Origin of the sequence: Rhodophyticola sp. CCM32 (assembly GCF_004751985.1) — a bacterium.
Classification (GTDB): domain Bacteria; phylum Pseudomonadota; class Alphaproteobacteria; order Rhodobacterales; family Rhodobacteraceae; genus Rhodophyticola.
In genome coordinates this window covers 2,754,446-2,771,557 of sequence record NZ_CP038492.1, presented here as the reverse complement: position 1 = coordinate 2,771,557, position 17,112 = coordinate 2,754,446, and the positions used below count along the sequence as shown (strand labels likewise).

Sequence of the window (17,112 nt, the reverse complement as noted above, 5' to 3'; positions counted from 1 at the left end):
AATCATTCTCGTATTATCAATTATCAGACAAATACATATGATTACCGACAGTGACAGGCGACTCCTGCGCCATCTGCAGGCCGATCCCGGGCAATCCATGACCCGGCTGGCCGAGGCTGCGGGCGTGCCCTTGGCGAGTTGCTACAAGCGTCTTGACCGGCTGCGCGAACAGGGCATTTTGCGCGGCCAGCAGGCTGTGATCAACTGGCCGGCGCTTGGTTTCGCGGTTGAGGTCAGTCTGCGCGTCACGCTGGACAAGACCAACCCGCGCGCCTTTGACGAATTTATCGCTGCCGCCCGCGAGGTTCCCGAAGTGACCGAGATCCAGACCTTTCTGGGCCGTGTGGATGTGCGCCTGACCGTCATCGCCCGCGCCATGCCCCACTATCAGGAGATTTATCGCAGCCGGATTCTGACCCTGCCGCATATCGCCGATATCGAGGCATTGATGCATGTGGCCACGATCAAGGACGGGGAGGCCTTGCCCCTGTGATCGACCTTGATGCCACCGACCGCGCGATCCTGCGCGCCCTGCAAGGCGATGCCACGCTGAAGGCCAGCGCGTTGGGCCGCCGGTTTGGCCTGTCGCAGCCCGCGGCCTGGCGCCGGGTCAGGCGGCTGACCGAGGCAGGGGTTCTGAAAACCCGCCGCCTTGATCTGGATACGGAAAAACTGGGCTTTGGTGTCACGGTGTTTCTGGGGGTGAAACTGGCCACCAAGGGCCGGGTCAGTCTGGAGGATTTCGAGCGCGCGGTGACCGCCATCCCCGAGGTGCAGGCGGTGCAGCATGTGCTGGGCCTCTATGATTACCGCCTGCGCGTCACCGCCCGCGATCTAAGTGATTTTGAACGGGTCCTGCGCCGCCGGATCATGACGTTGCCCGGGGTGGGGAATGTAGAGGCCAATGTGCTGCTCAGCGAAGAACGCCGCCCGGGTCCGTTGGGGTAGCCCCCGGAGGGGGCGTTGCCACCATCCCCCGGCCCCGTTACCCATGGGGCAAAATCAGGGAGCATATCTCATGGCTGCACTTCTCGATCATATCGACCCGGACGGGTTGCTGGAATATTCCGTGGTCTTCACCGACCGGGCGCTCAACCATATGAGCCAGAGCTTTCAGACCGTGATGACCGATATCAGCGGCATGCTGAAAGAGGTCTACGGGGCCGATGCGGTGGCCCTGATCCCCGGGGGCGGCACCTATGCGATGGAGGCCGTGGCCCGGCAGTTTGCGCAGGGCGCCGATGTGCTGGTGCTGCGCAATGGCTGGTTTTCATTTCGCTGGTCGCAGATCCTTGATGCCGGCGGGTTCGCCGGTGCGGTCACCGTGATGAAGGCGCAGGCGGCAGGCAATGCGCCTGTCTCCCCCTATGCGCCCGCGCCGATTGAAGAGGTCACCGCGCGCATCCGGGCAGAAAAGCCGGATATCGTTTTCGCGCCCCATGTGGAAACCTCATCGGGGATCATCCTGCCTGATGCCTATGTCACCGCGCTGGCCGCGGCGGCCCATGAGGTCGGGGCGCTGATGGTGCTGGATTGTATCGCCTCCGGCTGTATCTGGGTCGATATGAAGGCCACTGGTGTCGATGTGCTGATCTCGGCGCCGCAAAAGGGCTGGTCCTCCTCCCCCTCGGCGGGGATGGTGATGCTGTCTGACCGGGCCGTGGCGCGGATGGACGGGGTGGCATCAAACAGCTTTGCGATGGATCTGAAGACATGGCACAAGATCATGCTGGCCTATGAGGGCGGCGGCCATGCCTATCACGCAACCATGCCCACCGATGCGCTGCGCGGGTTCCGCGACACCATGCAGGAAACCAAAACCTATGGGTTTGAGACGCTGAAGGAAAACCAATGGGCCCTTGGCCATGCGGTGCGTGACATGCTGGCGGCCAAAGGCATCCGTTCGGTCGCGGTGGAAGGGGTGGGCGCCCCCGGTGTGGTGGTCAGCTATACCGATGACCCGGATATCCAGAATGGCCGTAAATTCGCAGCCCTTGGCATGCAGATTGCCGCAGGTGTGCCCCTGCAGGTGGGTGAGCCCGAAGGGTTCATGACCTTCCGGCTTGGGTTGTTCGGGCTGGACAAGCTGTATGATGTGGATGGCGCAGTGACCCGGCTGGAAACGGTGCTGGATCAGGTGTTTGCCTGAGACCGCGCTGAGCGGTCAGGAGGCGCTGCCGCTGGCCCCCAGCCCGGCGCGCATCAGCACCCGGCGGATCGGGGTCACGGAATAAAACGCGTTCAGCGCCTGCATCCGCAGATCGCGCAAGCCCTGAGCGCGCGCCATCGAGGCGCGGTTCAGCGCATCAATACCCGTTATCCGCGCGACCACATCCGCATGGCGCCTTCGGTTATATGTTTGCAGCAAACTCCGGTCTCCGGGGTCGTCGGGTCTGGCCTCGATCAGGTCCAGCAACACCCGCAAATCTGTCAGGCTCATGTTCAGCCCCTGCGCCCCGATTGGCGGCATCACATGGGCCGCCTCGGCAATCAGGGCGGTGCGTTCCGCCTCCATCCGGGCGGCCACCTGGCTGATGACCGGCCAGATCGTGCGCCGCGAGACCAGTGTCAGCGGCCCGAACAGATGGCCGGACCGGTCCGTCATTTCGGCCTCGAAACCGGCGGGGTCCAGCGCGGCCAGCCGGGTCACCTCTGGCCCCCGGTCCATCCACACAACGGCCGAGGAGGGCTGGCCGTCATAATCCGGCAGGGGGACCAGTGTGAACGGCCCGCCCGAGCGGTGAATTTCGGTTGAGACATTCTCATGCGGCAGCGGATGGGTGACCGCGAAGGCCAGGGCTTTCTGGCCGTAATGGGTGGTCTTCACCGGAATGCCCGCCGCCTCCCGTACCGGCGATGCGCGGCCATCGGCGCCGATGATCAGCCGGGCGCGCACCCGCGTGCCATCGCTGAGGCGGGCGCGGGCCTCGGCGCTGCGGGTCAGAAGCCCGGCGGTGGCGGTGCCCGGACGAAAATCCACATCAGGCAGATCGCCCAGTGCGGCCACCAGTTCGCGCCGCAAAAACCAGTTGGGCAGGTTCCAGCCAAAGGGCAGGTCCGAGATATCGGCGGCGTCGAAATCATGGGCCACCCGTGGCGTAGGTGTCTCCCCCCCGCATCGACGATCCGCATGATTTGCAGGGGCGTTGCATGGGGGGCCAGACGCGGCCAAAGCCCGACCCTGTCAAGGAACAGACGCGAGGGCTGCAAAAACGCGGTGCTGCGCAGATCGGCTCCGACAGCATCGCGTTCGGTCACCGGCGGGGCCGGATCGACGCAGATCACCGAGAACCCGGCGCGGCCAAAGGCGACCGCAGCGGTCAGCCCCGCGATGCCGCCGCCGGAAATCAGGATATCGGTGTCCGTCAGTTTTGACATGACCCAGAGATAGGATGCCCGGCCTGCCCGGTCGAAGCGTCAAACGCGCACAGGGTCAGGCAGATGCGGTGGAGGGTAGCAATCACCCCATTGAAATGCGGATCAGGGTCAGAAACATCACCGCGACCAGGATCAGCGCCGGGATGATCAGGCCGGGATAGCCGAATATCAGAAAGGCGCTGGCCCAGAGGCTGACCACCATCGCGATGGCATAAAACGGCGTGTCTTCATCGCCGTCCACGATCTCGCGGATCATGCGGCCGATCAGCGGGATGCGATAGGTGATCTTGCGCGTGAAATGGGCGGGCGGGGCCTCGGGCGTTATGGTCATCTGTGTCTCCTGTTCGCATGGGTCTACCTGGGGCATCCGGGCCTGAAAACAAGCAGCGCAAATGTCGCAGATCAGGCTTGGATCAGCCGATAATGCGGGCCAGAAACCCGGTCAGGTCGTCGGTATGGAAATCAATATGGGCGGCAGGTTCCGGCGTGGCGGCCACATGCACGGTGCGCAGACCCATCTGATGGGGGGCGGCCAGATTGCGCGGTTCATCCTCGAACATGGCGGCGCGACCCGGGGTCAGCCCGTCAGCGGCAAAGACCGTTTCATAGGCGCGGGTTTCCGGCTTGGGGCGGAAATTGGCGTGTTCGACGCCATAGACCGCATCAAACAACCCGGCCAGCCCGCGATGCCGCAGCACGTTTTCCGCGTAAGGGGCGGTGCCGTTGGTATAGATAACCCGCCGCCCCGGCAGGGCGCTGATCCGGGCCGCCAGATCGGGATCGGGGCTCAGAACGGTGAAGTCGATCTCATGGACCTGATGCAGATAGGGGCCGGGATCGACGCCGTGAATATCCATCAGCCCGGCCAGTGTGGTGCCGTGATCACGCCAGTATTTCCGGCGCAGATGATCGGCTTCAACCCGGTCAACGCCCAGTGTGGCCATGACATAGGCGGTCATGCGAATATTGATCTGATCGAACAGCGCCATTTCAGGCGGGTACAGCGTGTTGTCCAGATCGAAGACCCAGGTGTCGATATGTGTGAAACTGTCCGCTGGCATGGGGCCGGTTTAAAGCGTTTCGGGTAAGCCTTACATCAAAAAAGCGGCCTCTCGCCTAGGCTCGACCGCGTTTTCGATATCGCCTGTTTCAGGTTAAACCCGAAAAGCTATAGGCGGGCAAAAGCGGTGCGGCAAGGCGTGGCTTGTGTCGGGGCACCGGCTTGCCTAGCCTTTGCGCGTTGAAAAGGATGCACCCATGGCCCCGACCTCGCCTTCGTATAAAGATGCCTATGACCTGATCCTCGAGGCGATTGACATGGGCGTTTACCGGCCCGGATCGCGGCTTGTGGAATCTGAACTGGCTGAGAGGTTCGGGGTCAGCCGGACGCCGATCCGCGAGGCCCTGCAACGGCTGGAGACACAAAGCCTGCTGATGCGCGACGGGCGGTCTTTGTTCGTGGCGGCGCTGAACCATGCGCAGATGACAGAGCTTTATGCGGTCAGGACCGAACTGGAAGGTTTGGCGGCGCGTCTGGCGGCGCAGCATGCTGCCGAGGAGGAAATCCGCGTGCTGCGCGACATGGTTGAGGCTGACCGGGATTTGCTGGACAAGCCCGATGCCCTGTCGCGGGCGAACCGGCGGTTTCACAAACAACTCCACTTGGCCAGCCATAACCGGTTTCTGGTGCAGCAACTGGACCTGCTGCACCGCTCCATGGCGCTGATGGCGACGACCTCGCTGGCGGCCGAGGGGCGGGGGGACAATGCATTGTCGGAACATGCGGCAATCGTACAGGCGATTGCGGATCGCGATGGGGAACGGGCGGCCCGGGCCCTGAAAGATCATTTGTCGACAGCCTTCGAGGTGCGCCTGAAAGAAGAGGCGCGGCGCGTCTGAGGCGATTGGTCCGCTGATGCCGCCAGTTTCATTCGCGGCGGCTCAGGCCCTTGTCACCTCAGGGTCCGGTGCAGGAAGAATCCGGGTCTGGCTGAACTTTCCATGGGCGGTTTTGGCCCAGTGGAACGGGCGCCGCAGCATGTCGGCAAAGGCGACAAAAGCAGCGATTGAAGCCAGCGGGAAATACAGCACCATCAGCGGCAGGGCGATGCGGTGGCGGCGCAGATGTGGCGCGCGGCAGGCGATATACGAGGTGGTCAGGGCCAGGCCAAGGGCCATGACGAAAATAGTTCCGATGATCCCATAGCCAAGCGGTGTCAGCAGCGGGTCCAGCGGGTGCGGCAGGCCAAAGGGCACCAGCGAAAAGCTCCATAGCAGGGGGCGGTCAAAAACCCCATTACCGTGCCGAGGATTTGCAACTGGAAGCCCCAGAAGGCCCGTGGCCCAAGCGCCCGCCAAAGCGTGACAGGGTTGCGCATATGGGTCACCCAGGTCATCCCGTAGCCTTTCAGCCAGCGGGCGCGCTGGCGAATCCAGGGCAGAATGGCCGAATTCGCCTCTTCAAAGGTTGTGGTCCGCACAATCTCGGTCTGATAGCCATGGCGCATAAGCCGCAGACCCAGTTCGGCATCTTCGGTCACGTTATGGGCATCCCAGGCCCCGACCGCTTCAAGCGCTGTACGCCGCAGAAACACAGTGGTGCCGCCAAGGGGGACGAACAGGCCAAGGCGCTGCACCCCGGGCAGCATCAGGCGAAACCAGCTGGCATATTCAATGGTAAAACAGCGGCTGATCCAGTTATGGGTGGCGTTATAGTAATCCAGCCGGCCTTGCAGACAGGCCACCTTTGGCGGAGATTCCGCAAAGCGACGCACAATGGTGCGAATCTGATCAGGCTGCGGCCGGTCTTCGGCATCGTAAATGCCGATCAGGCTGCCGCGGGCAAAGTTCAGCGCATAATTCAGAGCACGCGGCTTGGTGCGCGGATGGCCATGGGGGATGGTGATGGCGCGCATCCATGACGGCAGTTCGGTATCGGCCAGGGCGCGTCTTGTCGTGGTGTCATCCGCCTCCAGTATCAGGATCACGTCCAGAAGTTCGCGGGGATACTCCAGCCGGGACAGCCGCTTCACAAGCTGGCAGGCAATGTCCTTTTCGCGCAACAGCGGCACCAGAAGGCTGACCACAGGCTGGCGGTGCAGGGGCGGGGGTTGGCCGGGCGGCTGCAGGCGCAGCATATTTGATGGCGGCGCGGCAACCGGCTGGCGCAATGTGGCGGCAAGGGCCGCCAGTTTCAGGCCTGTATTGCTGATAAAGAACAGCAGGGCGATGCCATAGAACAGGGCCGCGACCATGACCGGCGCGGCCCATGCCACGCCCCCCAGTATCAGGACAGACAGCAGCAGAACCGGCGCCCGGCGCCTGACATTCCAGTTCCGGCAACTGCTGCTTTGAGGAACCCGGGCCTCTGCCAGACGGGCCAGTTCATCGCCATAAGTGCGGATCAGCGCGGCCTGCATATCGCTTTGACTGGCCAGGGCGATGATCAGGGGCTGGTCCGGGCCGAATGCGGCGCGGATTGCGGCGTCGTGGTCAGGGCGGCTGGTGGCGACGATCAGCGCCTGCCCGGCGCGCCGCCAGGGCAATACGTTCAGGGCAATCGCGGTTTTCGCAGGCAGCAGGCGGGCCAGCGAGGGCATCGCGGGCCGGATCAGAAGGTCAAGCGGTTCCGCGCCATATTGCTGGCAAAGCCCGTCGCGCAACTGCTCTTCGGTGATCTTTCCATGGGCCATCAGAATCTCGCCGATCGGCAGATCCTGATGGCGTTGCAACGCAACCGCTTTCAGCCGCATATCCTGGCTGATAATGCCCTGATCGGCCAGAATTTCGGCGAGGGATTGCGGCGGGCGCCGTGCCGGTGGCGCGACCATCTGCGCCGGTGTTTCCGATACCAGGCGCAGTAGCGGCCCGGACCGGGATAAGCTGATAGCCGGAATATCCAATGATACGTGTCCCCAACCCGCAACAAAGTTATCCACAGACCATGGGATAAAGCTGGTTAACAGACTGTTAAAACGGGTTGCGTTCAATCATTGAGACTGTGGATAAGCCGGGGGTATCAGGCCTCTATTCCGGCGCGGTCCCGCATCGCGGCGACAAAGCGTTCAAACAGGTAATAGCTGTCCTGCGGACCGGGACTTGCCTCCGGGTGGTACTGCACCGAAAAGATCGGGCGATCAGTGACCCGGATGCCGCAATTCGACCCGTCGAAAAGCGAGACATGGGTTTCTTTCACACCTGCGGGCAGGGTTTGGCTGTCCACCGTGAACCCATGGTTCATCGAGGTGATCTCGACCTTGCCGGTTTCCAGATCCTTCACCGGATGGTTCGCGCCGTGATGACCATGGTTCATCTTAACCGTTGTCGCACCAAGCGCCAAGGCCAGCATCTGGTGCCCCAGACAGATGCCGAAAACCGGCAGATCGGCCGCCAGAACGCCTTTGATCATCGGCACCGCATAAACGCCCGTGGCCGCCGGGTCGCCCGGCCCGTTCGACAGGAACACCCCATCGGGTGATTGCGCCAATACATCCTCAGTCGTGGCCGTCGCGGGCATCACCGTCACATCGCAGCCGGCAGAGGCAAGGCAGCGCAGGATATTGCGTTTCGCGCCGTAATCTATGGCCACAACCTTGGAACCGGGGCCATTGCGCCTTGTATAGCCATCGGGCCAGGACCAGCGCATTTCATCCCATTTATAGGATTGCGCGCAGGTGACCTCTTTCGCCAGATCCAGCCCTTCAAGACCTGTAAAACCACGGGCTGTGGCCACCAGCGCCTCCAGATCGAAATGCCCGTCCGGGTCATGGGCCAGGGCCACATGGGGCGCGCCCTGCTGGCGGATCGCGCGGGTCAGCCGCCGGGTATCGACACCGCCGATGCAGATCCGCCCACGCGCGGCCAGCCAGTCGGTCAGCTCCGCCTCGGCGCGCCAGTTCGAAGGCTCGGTCGGGTCCCATTTCACGACCATGCCGGCGGCGACAGGCTCGGCGGTCTCATCATCCTGGGCCGTGACCCCGGTATTGCCGATATGGGGGAAGGTGAAGGTCACGATCTGGCCCGCATAGGACGGGTCGGTCATGATCTCCTGATATCCGGTCATCGCGGTGTTGAAGCACAGTTCGGCCACGGTTTGCCCCGTGGCCCCGAACCCGCGCCCATAGAACACCGTGCCATCTGCAAGCACCAGGCAGGCGGTGGGGCGGTTGGTCATGGCGCGGCTCCATCATGACGGGGGCTGGGAAATTCGCGGCACCCTATGGGTGCGGCCCCCCGGGGTCAAGCGGGCAAGCGGGTGTTGTTGCGGCCCGAAAGATGGCTTATCTACCAGCTTTCAGAGATGGTCACAGGGACACCAGAGACATGCCACTCAGAAACCGGATCACCAGCGGCCTGAAGGATGCGATGCGCGTGAAGGATGCCACGCGCCTGTCCACGCTGCGCCTGATCAATGCGGCGATCAAGGATCAGGACATCAATGCCCGCGCCAAAGGCAACGCGGATGGCGTGGATGACAGCGAGGTGCTCGCGATCCTTGGCAAGATGGTCAAGCAGCGCCAGGAAAGTGCCCGGGCCTATGAAGAGGGCGGACGGCTGGAGCTTGCCGAGAAGGAACTGGCGGAGATCACGGTGATCGAGGAGTATCTGCCCCGCCAGCTGGACGAGGCCGAAACCGCCAAGGCCATTGATGCGGCAATCGCCGAAACCGGCGCTGAAAGCATCCGCGATATGGGCCGTGTCATGGGGGCGCTGAAATCAGCCTATACCGGCCAGATGGATTTCAGCAGCGTCGGCCCCGCCGTTAAGGCGCGCCTGTCCTGAATCTGCCGGTTACACGGAGAGTCTGAGCGTGGTGCCAGGCAGGGGTCTTTCCCGCCTGGCACATATGATGGCGTGTCAGACCGCCAGATCAAAGCGATCTGCGTTCATCACCTTGGTCCAGGCCGACACGAAGTCATGGATGAACTTCTCCGCATTGTCATCCTGTGCATAGACCTCTGCATAAGACCGCAGGATCGAGTTGGACCCGAAAACCAGATCTGCACTGGTTGCGGTCCATTTGACTTCACCGGTCTTGCGGTCGCGGATCTCGTAAAGGCCGTCTTCCCCAACCGGGTGCCAGCTATTGGCCATATCGGTGAGGTTGACAAAGAAATCCGTGGTCAACTGTCCTTCACGATCGGTAAAGACACCATGTTTCGCACCGCCATGGTTCAGGCCCAGAACACGCATGCCGCCCAAAAGCACGGTCATCTCGTTTGCCGTCAGCCCCAGAAGCTGGGCACGGTCAAGCATCATTTCTTCCGGGCTGACCGCATACTCCGTCTTTTGCCAGTTGCGGAACCCGTCAGCCAGCGGTTCAAGCACGCTGAAGGACGCCGCATCGGTCTGTGCGTCCGTTGCGTCGCCACGTCCCGGGGTGAACGGCACATCGACATTGTAACCGCTTTGCGTGATCGCCTGTTCCAGCGCGACCGTGCCCGCAAGCACAATCACATCTGAGACGGACGCGCCGGTTTCAGCGGCGATAGGCTCAAGGATACCAAGGGTTTTCGCCAGACGCTCCGGCTCATTGCCGTCCCAGTCCTTCTGCGGGGCCAGACGGATACGGGCACCATTGGCCCCGCCACGCATGTCGGAACCACGGAAGGTCCGGGCGCTGTCCCAGGCGGTGGCAAGCATATCGCTTGCGGAAAGGCCGCTTTCGGCGATCCTGGCTTTTACGGCAGCCACGTCATAACCGGTGTTGCCGGCAGGGATCGGGTCCTGCCAGATCAGATCTTCCTGCGGCACGTCGGGCCCGAGATAGTTATTCTTCGGCCCCATGTCGCGATGTGTCAGCTTGAACCAGGCGCGACCAAAAGCGTCCGCAAAATAATCGGGGTCAGCCATGAATTTCTGGCAGATCTCGTTATAGATCGGGTCCGCTTTCATCGCCATATCGGCATCGGTCATCATCGGCTTGTGGCGGATTGAGGGGTCTGTCGGATCAACCGGCATATCCTCTTCCCTGATGCCGACAGGCGCCCATTGCGAAGCCCCTGCGGGAGATTTGGTCAGCTCCCATTCATATCCGAAAAGCAGCTTGAAATACCCCATGTCCCATTGGGTGGGATGGGTCGTCCACGCGCCCTCGATCCCCGAGGTGAACGCGTTAGCCGCCTGACCCGCATGGCCCGGATTGGCCCAGCCAAAGCCCTGCGCCTCAAGCCCTGCGGCTTCCGGCTCCACGCCGATATCATCAACGGCACCGCGCCCATGTGCCTTGCCGACGGTATGGCCGCCACAGGTCAGGGCCGCGGTTTCCTCGTCATTCATTGCCATACGCGCAAAGGTTTCGCGCACATGCAGGGCGGTTTTGGCCGGATCGGGCTGACCGTTCACACCTTCGGGGTTCACATAGATCAGGCCCATATGCACGGCGGCAAGGGGGTTTTCCAGAGTAGAGGGGGTTTCCAGATCGTCGTAGCGGTTTTCGCTCGGAGCCAGCCACTCATTTTCCGCGCCCCAGTAGACGTCAGTTTGCGGCCCCCAGATATCTTCCCGGCCAAAGGCAAACCCGAAGGTTTTCAGACCCATGGATTCATAAGCCATATTGCCCGCAAGAATGATAAGATCCGCCCAGCTCAACGCGTTGCCGTATTTCTTCTTGACCGGCCAAAGCAGACGCCGCGCCTTGTCAAGGCTTGCATTGTCAGGCCATGAATTGAGAGGCGCAAACCGGATATTGCCGGAACCCGCACCGCCACGGCCATCGCCCATGCGGTAAGACCCTGCCGAATGCCAGGCCAGACGGATCATCAAACCACCGTAATGGCCCCAATCCGCAGGCCACCAGTCCTGGCTGTCTGTCATCAGCGCTTTCACGTCGGTCTTGACCGCCTCGAAGTCCAGCGCTTTCACCGATTCGCGGTGATTGTAGTCGGGATCCATCGGGCTGGTCCGCGCGCCGTGCTGATGCAGAATGTCCAGGTTCAATGCATCCGGCCACCACTTGGTCACCGGTTTGTTCATGGCCGTATTGCCGCCATGCATGACAGGGCAGCCTCCGGCTGGTTTCACATTGTTTCCGTCCATCAGGATCTCCGTTGCTACATCATCATTTGCTGCTGAAACTGAGATCAGTCTACTGAACCGGCGCCCTGTGTTCCAATTGATTATTCTTACGGTCTTGATAAGTAGAGCCTATGATCGGGGTCACGCTCAAGCAGCTCAGATATTTCGACGCGCTGGCGCGGCACCGGCATTTTGGCCGCGCGGCAGAGGCCAGCGCGATCAGCCAGCCTGCGTTGTCGCAACAGATCAAGGAACTGGAATCCATGGTTGGCGCCCCCTTGGTTGAAAGGGGATCGCGCCATATTCGTCTTACGACCCTCGGGGAAGATTTCGTTGTCAGAACGCAGAAGATATTGCTCAGCATTGATGAGCTTGGGGATCTCGCGCGCGCCTCGAAAGGACCGTTGGCAGGGCGTTTGCGGCTTGGCATTATTCCAACAGTTGCGCCATATCTGTTGCCGCAGATATTTGCAGCCCTCGCCGGTCGGTTTCCGGGTCTGGATGTCGAGATGCGTGAATCCGTCACCCAGTCCCTGATCAGAGATCTGACCGAGGGTGGTCTGGATGTGGCGATTGTCGCGCTCCCGATTTCCGAACCGGCTTTGCGCGAGTTTTCATTGTTCGAAGAAGAATTCGTGTTGGTGCGGCACCGGAAAGATGAAGGCCAGCCGGTGCCCGGCCCCATGAAACTCCAAACGATGCGATTACTTTTACTGGAAGAAGGGCACTGCTTCCGCGACCAGGCCTTATCATTCTGCGCGTTGACCGACACACAGTCCCACCAGTTGCTGGAGGGAAGCTCGCTTTCAACGCTGGTGCAGATGGTCAGTGCAGGTATGGGCGTGACGCTTATCCCCGAAATGGCGCTCCCTCTGGAAACCCGCTCTGCCGATATCTCTGTCGCGCGCTTTCCCAAACCAGGCCCTACACGCACCATCGGCATGGTCTGGCGAAAATCCAACCCCTTGTCCGATCAACTCATGCAGATAGGGGCAATCGTGCGAAATGTCGGTCAATAAATCCGCGATGAAGCCAGCGGTAACTTTATCCATGCGCGCATGGAATACCCGTAAAGAGTTGATCTTTGACCGATTGCACCTGACCTGCCCCCGGGGCGCCCTCATATAAACGCAAACCGCTTTAATGGGCCATCAGCACCGGCACCGTGGCGTTTTCCAGCATGTTGCGGGTTGCCCCGCCCAAAATCGCCTCGCGAAAGCGCGAATGGCCATAGGCGCCCATCACCAGCATATCCGCATCCTGATCCTGCACATGGCGATTGATGACATCAGACACCCTTGGCAGGGTTTGTGCCACGATCGAGATTTCCACCTCGACCCCGTGACGGGTGAGCATTTTGCTTAACCCGGCGCCGGGATCGGCGGTTTCCGCCGCGTGGCGCTGTGGGTCGATGATCAGGATGTTCAACAGTTTTGCGGTTTTCAGAAGCGGCAGCGCGGCACGGATGGCTGATAAGGCCTCGGCGGATTCGTTCCAGGCAATCACCACCCGTTCGGGGGCAGTGCCGGGGGGTTTGCCGTCCCCGCCTGGCAGGACGATGGCAGCGGACTGCCCCTGGAACATCGCGGCCTCGACCACCACCGATGCATCGGATGTGCAGCCGGTGCCATAGGGTTTCGGCAGCATCACCAGATCGGAAAACCGGGCCCGCCGTGCGACGATACCCGCCACGCTGACCGTCTGGGTGACCAGCGCGTCTATGCCCCAGGAAATCTCGGTCTTGTTCAGACGGGCGCGGGCCGCGGCCTCGATACCGGACGCCAGAGATTGCGCCTGAACCATGGTTTCCTCATGCATCAGCGTGGTGGCACCTGCAAAGTAATATCCGGTCTGGGTCCGGTCGATGCCCAGGCATAACACCTCCAGAAAGGCGCCTTCGGCGCGGGCAAAGGGCAGGGCCGCCTCAAGCACCGGGGCGACGTCATCCAGATCGGTCAGAACTGTCAGAATAGTTTTATAGGCCATGTCAAACCTCCTTGGGCTGCTGGCTTTGGGTTTAGACCGGCGCGGGGCGCTGCACATTGACCTGAGTCAAGATTATTGGCCCTTGCATTTGATATGGATCAAGGCCCCGCGATTGCGGTTGCGCGATGTGAGGGCAGGTAACAGGTGCCGCGGCTTTCGAGTCGCGCCGGGGGGACGGTTAGGAAATTCTGATGCTAGATTATGTGAAACTTCTGGTGCTTGGCCTGGTGGTGGTCTGTGCCGCCATCGCGGCCAACTACGCCAGAGATATGGTTTATATGGTCCATATGGTGCTGGTGTCGGTGACGGCTGCTGGCCTGTTCATCTGGCAATTGCGCCGCACGGATGAACCGAAACTGCCGGAGCCGGAACATGAATATATGGACGGGCCGGTGCGTGCCGCCGCGATTGCCACGGCCTTTTGGGGCTGTGTCGGCTTTCTGGTGGGGGTTGTCATTGCCTTCCAGCTGGCTTTCCCGGTGCTCAATTTCGACTGGGTCCAGGGGTATCTGAATTTCGGGCGGCTCAGACCGCTTCACACCTCGGCGGTGATTTTTGCCTTTGGCGGCAACGCATTGCTGGCGGCCAGTTTCTATATCGTGCAGCGGACATCGGCCGCGCGCATGTGGGGCGGCGGGCTGACATGGTTTGTCTTCTGGGGCTATCAGTTCTTCATCGTTCTGGCGGCCACCGGCTATGTTCTGGGCTCGACCCAGAGCATGGAATACGCCGAACCCGAATGGTATGTCGATCTCTGGCTGACCCTTGTCTGGGTGGCCTTCCTCGCGGTTTTCGTCGGCACTTTGCTGAAACGCAAAGAGCCGCATATCTATGTGGCCAACTGGTTCCTGCTCAGCTTCATCATCACCGTGGCGATGCTGCATGTGGTCAACAATCTGGTGGTGCCGGTTTCTCTCTTCGGGTCCCGGTCGGTCCATGTGATGTCGGGTGTGCAAAGCGCCATGACCCAATGGTGGTATGGCCATAACGCGGTTGGCTTCTTCCTGACCGCCGGTTTTCTGGGGATGATGTATTATTTCATTCCGAAACAGGCCGAGCGCCCGGTCTATTCCTACAAATTGTCGATCATCCACTTCTGGGCGCTGATCTTCCTGTATATCTGGGCGGGCCCGCACCATCTGCATTACACTGCGCTGCCTGACTGGGCCTCGACCCTTGGCATGGTGTTCTCGGTTGTGCTGTGGATGCCCTCCTGGGGCGGCATGATCAACGGTCTGATGACGCTTTCCGGCGCATGGGACAAGCTGCGGACCGATCCGATCCTGCGGATGATGGTGACCTCGGTGGCCTTCTACGGCATGTCGACCTTCGAGGGGCCGATGATGTCGATCCGCGCGGTCAACAGTCTCAGCCACTATACGGACTGGACCATCGGGCATGTCCATTCCGGCGCGCTTGGCTGGAACGGCATGATCACCTTCGGGATGCTGTACTATCTGTTCCCGAAACTCTGGAACCGGCAGCGGCTGTACAGCCTGCGCATGGTCAGCTGGCATTACTGGCTCGCGACCATCGGCATCGTTCTTTACGCCTCGTCGATGTGGGTGACCGGGATCATGGAAGGCCTGATGTGGCGCGAGGTCGATCCGCAGGGTTTCCTGGTGAATTCGTTCGCCGACACCGTGGCGGCCAAGTTCCCGATGTATGTGGTGCGTGGTCTTGGGGGTGTCCTGTTCCTCTCTGGCGCGCTGATCATGGTCTATAACCTCTGGATGACTGTGAGAAAGGGCCCTGCGCATGCAGAAGCCCCCGTCGCAGCCCCAGCAGAATAAGGAGGGTCGGACAATGGCATCGCTCGACGGACATAAAAAGATCGAGACCAACGCGACCCTTCTGCTGACGCTCAGCTTTCTGGTTGTGACCATCGGCGGGATCGTGGAAATCGCGCCTCTGTTCTACCTTGAAAACACCATCGAGGATGTGGAGGGCATGCGCCCCTACTCCCCGCTGGAGCTTCAGGGGCGCGAGGTCTATATCCGCGAAGGCTGCTATGTCTGCCACTCGCAGATGATCCGGCCCATGCGGGACGAGGTGGAACGCTATGGCCATTATTCCCTGGCGGCTGAATCGCAATATGATCATCCGTTTCAATGGGGGTCGAAACGCACCGGGCCTGATCTGGCGCGGGTCGGCGGCCGGTATTCGGATGAATGGCATGTGGATCACCTGACCGACCCGCAATCGGTGGTGCCGGAATCGGTGATGCCGGTCTATGCGTTCCTGTCGGATAATGTGCTGCAACCCACCTATGTCGCCGATCTGATGGCAACCCATCGTCTTGTGGGGGTGCCCTATACCGATGAGATGATCGAAAATGCATCGGTGGATTTTATCCAGCAGGGGACGGATTTCGGCGATGGCGGGGTGCTGGATCGTTATCCCGGCGCGCAGCAGCGCGATTTTGACGGGCAGCCGGAAGTCACCGAGATGGATGCGTTGATTGCGTATTTGCAGATGTTGGGCACGCTGGTCGATTTCTCGACCTTCACGCCCGACGAAAGCCGGTAAGGGGGTCTGAAAGATGGAAGATACCTATACCATCATGCGGGTTTTCGCCGGTAGCTGGGGCATGATGTTCATGCTTGTCGCTTTCCTGGGGGTCATTTTGTTCACCCTTCGGCCCGGCAGCCGCAAGCTGCATCGCGACACCGCCAATATCCCGTTTCGTAATGATGACAAGCCGGCGGCGGATGACACGCCCGCCCCCGCCCGTATCAAGGAGGCGCGGCAATGACCGAAGACAAGAACACCCACCCGGATGAGCAGGTTTTGCAAGACGGGGATCCCGAGACCACGGGCCATTCCTGGGATGGCATCAAGGAGTTCAACAACCCGCTGCCGCGCTGGTGGTTATGGACCTTCTATGGATGTATTTTCTGGGGGCTGATCTACACGATCGCCTATCCGGCCTGGCCGCTGATACAAGGTGCGACACCCGGCATTCTGGGCTATTCCACCCGCGCCGAAGTGGCCGAGGATATTCAGAGTTTCGATGCGGCGAATGCATCGGTTCTGGCCCGGATGGAAGAGGTTGAACTGGCCGCGATCACGCCCGGGGACAACCCCGATCTCTATAGTTACGCCATTCAGGGCGGGGCCGCGACCTTTGCCACCTGGTGTTCGCAATGCCATGGCTCAGGCGCGGCCGGTGTTCAGGCCTCGGGCTATCCGAACCTGCTGGATGATGACTGGCTCTGGGGTGGCACGATCGACGATATCCATTTCACCGTTTCCCACGGCATTCGCAACGAGGATGATCCGGATGCGCGCTATTCCGAGATGACCGCATTTGAGGGCATTCTGACCGATGAAGAGATTGCCAGCGTCGTGCAATATGTCCGCAACATCTCGAACCAGGAGGCCGATGCCACATTGGCGGCGGCAGGCGAAACCGTGTTCCTCGACAATTGTGCCGCCTGTCATCTGGATGACGCCACCGGTGACCGGTTCCTGGGTGCGCCCAATCTGACCGATGCGATCTGGCTTTACGGGGGCGATGAAGTCGCGCTGGAAGAAACCGTGCGCCATGCCCGTTTCGGGGTGATGCCGAATTGGAATACGCGCCTGTCAGAGGCCGAGATTCGCTCGGTCGCGGTGTATGTCCACTCTCTGGGTGGTGGCGAGTAACAGCGAAGCTTTTCGATGGAATCACGGCCCGGCTTGATACAGGTCAAAGACGATCCGACCGCCGGTTTCTATCAATACATATGA

17 protein-coding genes and 1 pseudogene are annotated in these 17,112 nt (G+C 61.1%); 10 read left to right on the top strand and 8 right to left on the bottom strand.

Annotated elements, in window-relative coordinates; translation table 11 throughout:
• Positions 1-37 precede the first annotated feature (37 nt).
• From E2K80_RS13480 to E2K80_RS13470, 3 genes are all read left to right on the top strand, one after another.
• Positions 38-493, top strand: coding sequence for an Lrp/AsnC family transcriptional regulator (locus E2K80_RS13480; protein WP_135375473.1), 456 nt, complete (start codon positions 38-40; stop codon positions 491-493).
• Positions 490-948: an Lrp/AsnC family transcriptional regulator gene (locus E2K80_RS13475; RefSeq protein WP_135375472.1), complete on the top strand. Its 459-nt coding sequence runs from the start codon at positions 490-492 to the stop codon at positions 946-948. Before E2K80_RS13480 ends, E2K80_RS13475 begins: the two co-directional genes overlap by 4 nt.
• A gap of 70 nt (positions 949-1,018) precedes the next feature.
• Positions 1,019-2,149, top strand: coding sequence for an aminotransferase class V-fold PLP-dependent enzyme (locus E2K80_RS13470; protein WP_135375471.1), 1,131 nt, complete (start codon positions 1,019-1,021; stop codon positions 2,147-2,149).
• A gap of 15 nt (positions 2,150-2,164) precedes the next feature.
• On the opposite strand, the pseudogene E2K80_RS13465 reads toward E2K80_RS13470, so the two are convergent.
• The 3 genes and pseudogenes from E2K80_RS13465 to E2K80_RS13455 all read right to left on the bottom strand — a co-directional run bounded on the left by E2K80_RS13465 (position 2,165) and on the right by E2K80_RS13455 (position 4,439).
• Positions 2,165-3,378, bottom strand: a pseudogene (locus tag E2K80_RS13465) (UbiH/UbiF family hydroxylase).
• A gap of 82 nt (positions 3,379-3,460) precedes the next feature.
• The gene (locus E2K80_RS13460; protein WP_135375470.1) at positions 3,461-3,709 is read right to left on the bottom strand and encodes a hypothetical protein; all 249 of its coding nucleotides are present in this window, start codon (positions 3,707-3,709) and stop codon (positions 3,461-3,463) included.
• Between the two features lie 82 nt (positions 3,710-3,791).
• Positions 3,792-4,439, bottom strand: coding sequence for a pyrimidine 5'-nucleotidase (locus E2K80_RS13455; protein WP_135375469.1), 648 nt, complete (start codon positions 4,437-4,439; stop codon positions 3,792-3,794).
• 196 nt (positions 4,440-4,635) lie between these two features.
• On the opposite strand from E2K80_RS13455, the gene E2K80_RS13450 reads away from it, so the two are divergent.
• The gene (locus E2K80_RS13450; RefSeq protein ID WP_135375468.1) at positions 4,636-5,277 is read left to right on the top strand and encodes a GntR family transcriptional regulator; all 642 of its coding nucleotides are present in this window, start codon (positions 4,636-4,638) and stop codon (positions 5,275-5,277) included.
• A 42-nt stretch (positions 5,278-5,319) separates the two neighbouring features.
• On the opposite strand, the gene E2K80_RS13445 is transcribed toward E2K80_RS13450, so the two are convergent.
• The 3 genes from E2K80_RS13445 to carA all read right to left on the bottom strand — a co-directional run bounded on the left by E2K80_RS13445 (position 5,320) and on the right by carA (position 8,551).
• The gene (locus E2K80_RS13445) at positions 5,320-5,634 is read right to left on the bottom strand and encodes a hypothetical protein (protein ID WP_135375467.1); all 315 of its coding nucleotides are present in this window, start codon (positions 5,632-5,634) and stop codon (positions 5,320-5,322) included.
• Positions 5,595-7,208, bottom strand: coding sequence for a glycosyltransferase family 2 protein (locus E2K80_RS13440; RefSeq protein WP_135375466.1), 1,614 nt, complete (start codon positions 7,206-7,208; stop codon positions 5,595-5,597). Before E2K80_RS13440 ends, E2K80_RS13445 begins: the two co-directional genes overlap by 40 nt.
• A gap of 188 nt (positions 7,209-7,396) precedes the next feature.
• The gene (carA, locus tag E2K80_RS13435) at positions 7,397-8,551 is read right to left on the bottom strand and encodes a glutamine-hydrolyzing carbamoyl-phosphate synthase small subunit (protein ID WP_135375465.1); all 1,155 of its coding nucleotides are present in this window, start codon (positions 8,549-8,551) and stop codon (positions 7,397-7,399) included.
• Between the two features lie 149 nt (positions 8,552-8,700).
• Here carA and E2K80_RS13430 point away from each other — a divergent pair, with 149 nt between their 5' ends.
• Positions 8,701-9,159, top strand: a complete 459-nt coding sequence (locus E2K80_RS13430) for a GatB/YqeY domain-containing protein (RefSeq protein WP_135375464.1) — start codon at positions 8,701-8,703, stop codon at positions 9,157-9,159.
• Between the two features lie 75 nt (positions 9,160-9,234).
• On the opposite strand, the gene katG is transcribed toward E2K80_RS13430, so the two are convergent.
• Entirely contained in the window at positions 9,235-11,415 is a 2,181-nt protein-coding gene (gene katG / locus E2K80_RS13425) for a catalase/peroxidase HPI (RefSeq protein WP_135375463.1), read from the bottom strand.
• A 110-nt stretch (positions 11,416-11,525) separates the two neighbouring features.
• Between katG and E2K80_RS13420 the strand changes: the two genes are divergently transcribed.
• On the top strand, positions 11,526-12,413 hold the full coding sequence (locus tag E2K80_RS13420; protein ID WP_135375462.1) for a hydrogen peroxide-inducible genes activator: 888 nt from the start codon (positions 11,526-11,528) through the stop codon (positions 12,411-12,413).
• Positions 12,414-12,534: 121 nt separating this feature from the next.
• Here the strand turns inward: E2K80_RS13420 and E2K80_RS13415 are convergent, their stop codons facing one another.
• The gene (locus E2K80_RS13415) at positions 12,535-13,380 is read right to left on the bottom strand and encodes a universal stress protein (RefSeq protein ID WP_135375461.1); all 846 of its coding nucleotides are present in this window, start codon (positions 13,378-13,380) and stop codon (positions 12,535-12,537) included.
• Positions 13,381-13,571: 191 nt separating this feature from the next.
• Between E2K80_RS13415 and ccoN the strand changes: the two genes are divergently transcribed.
• From ccoN to ccoP, 4 genes are read left to right on the top strand one after another with little or no spacing between them, the layout of a single operon-like run.
• On the top strand, positions 13,572-15,173 hold the full coding sequence (gene ccoN, locus E2K80_RS13410; RefSeq protein WP_135375460.1) for a cytochrome-c oxidase, cbb3-type subunit I: 1,602 nt from the start codon (positions 13,572-13,574) through the stop codon (positions 15,171-15,173).
• A gap of 13 nt (positions 15,174-15,186) precedes the next feature.
• Positions 15,187-15,909 carry a cytochrome-c oxidase, cbb3-type subunit II gene (ccoO, locus tag E2K80_RS13405; RefSeq protein WP_135375459.1) on the top strand — a complete coding sequence of 241 codons (723 nt, stop codon included), beginning with the start codon at positions 15,187-15,189 and terminating at the stop codon, positions 15,907-15,909.
• A 13-nt stretch (positions 15,910-15,922) separates the two neighbouring features.
• Positions 15,923-16,135, top strand: coding sequence for a cbb3-type cytochrome c oxidase subunit 3 (locus tag E2K80_RS13400; RefSeq protein ID WP_135375458.1), 213 nt, complete (start codon positions 15,923-15,925; stop codon positions 16,133-16,135).
• Positions 16,132-17,028, top strand: coding sequence for a cytochrome-c oxidase, cbb3-type subunit III (gene ccoP, locus E2K80_RS13395; RefSeq protein ID WP_135375457.1), 897 nt, complete (start codon positions 16,132-16,134; stop codon positions 17,026-17,028). The genes E2K80_RS13400 and ccoP overlap by 4 nt, the downstream gene beginning before the upstream one ends.
• Positions 17,029-17,112 lie beyond the last annotated feature (84 nt).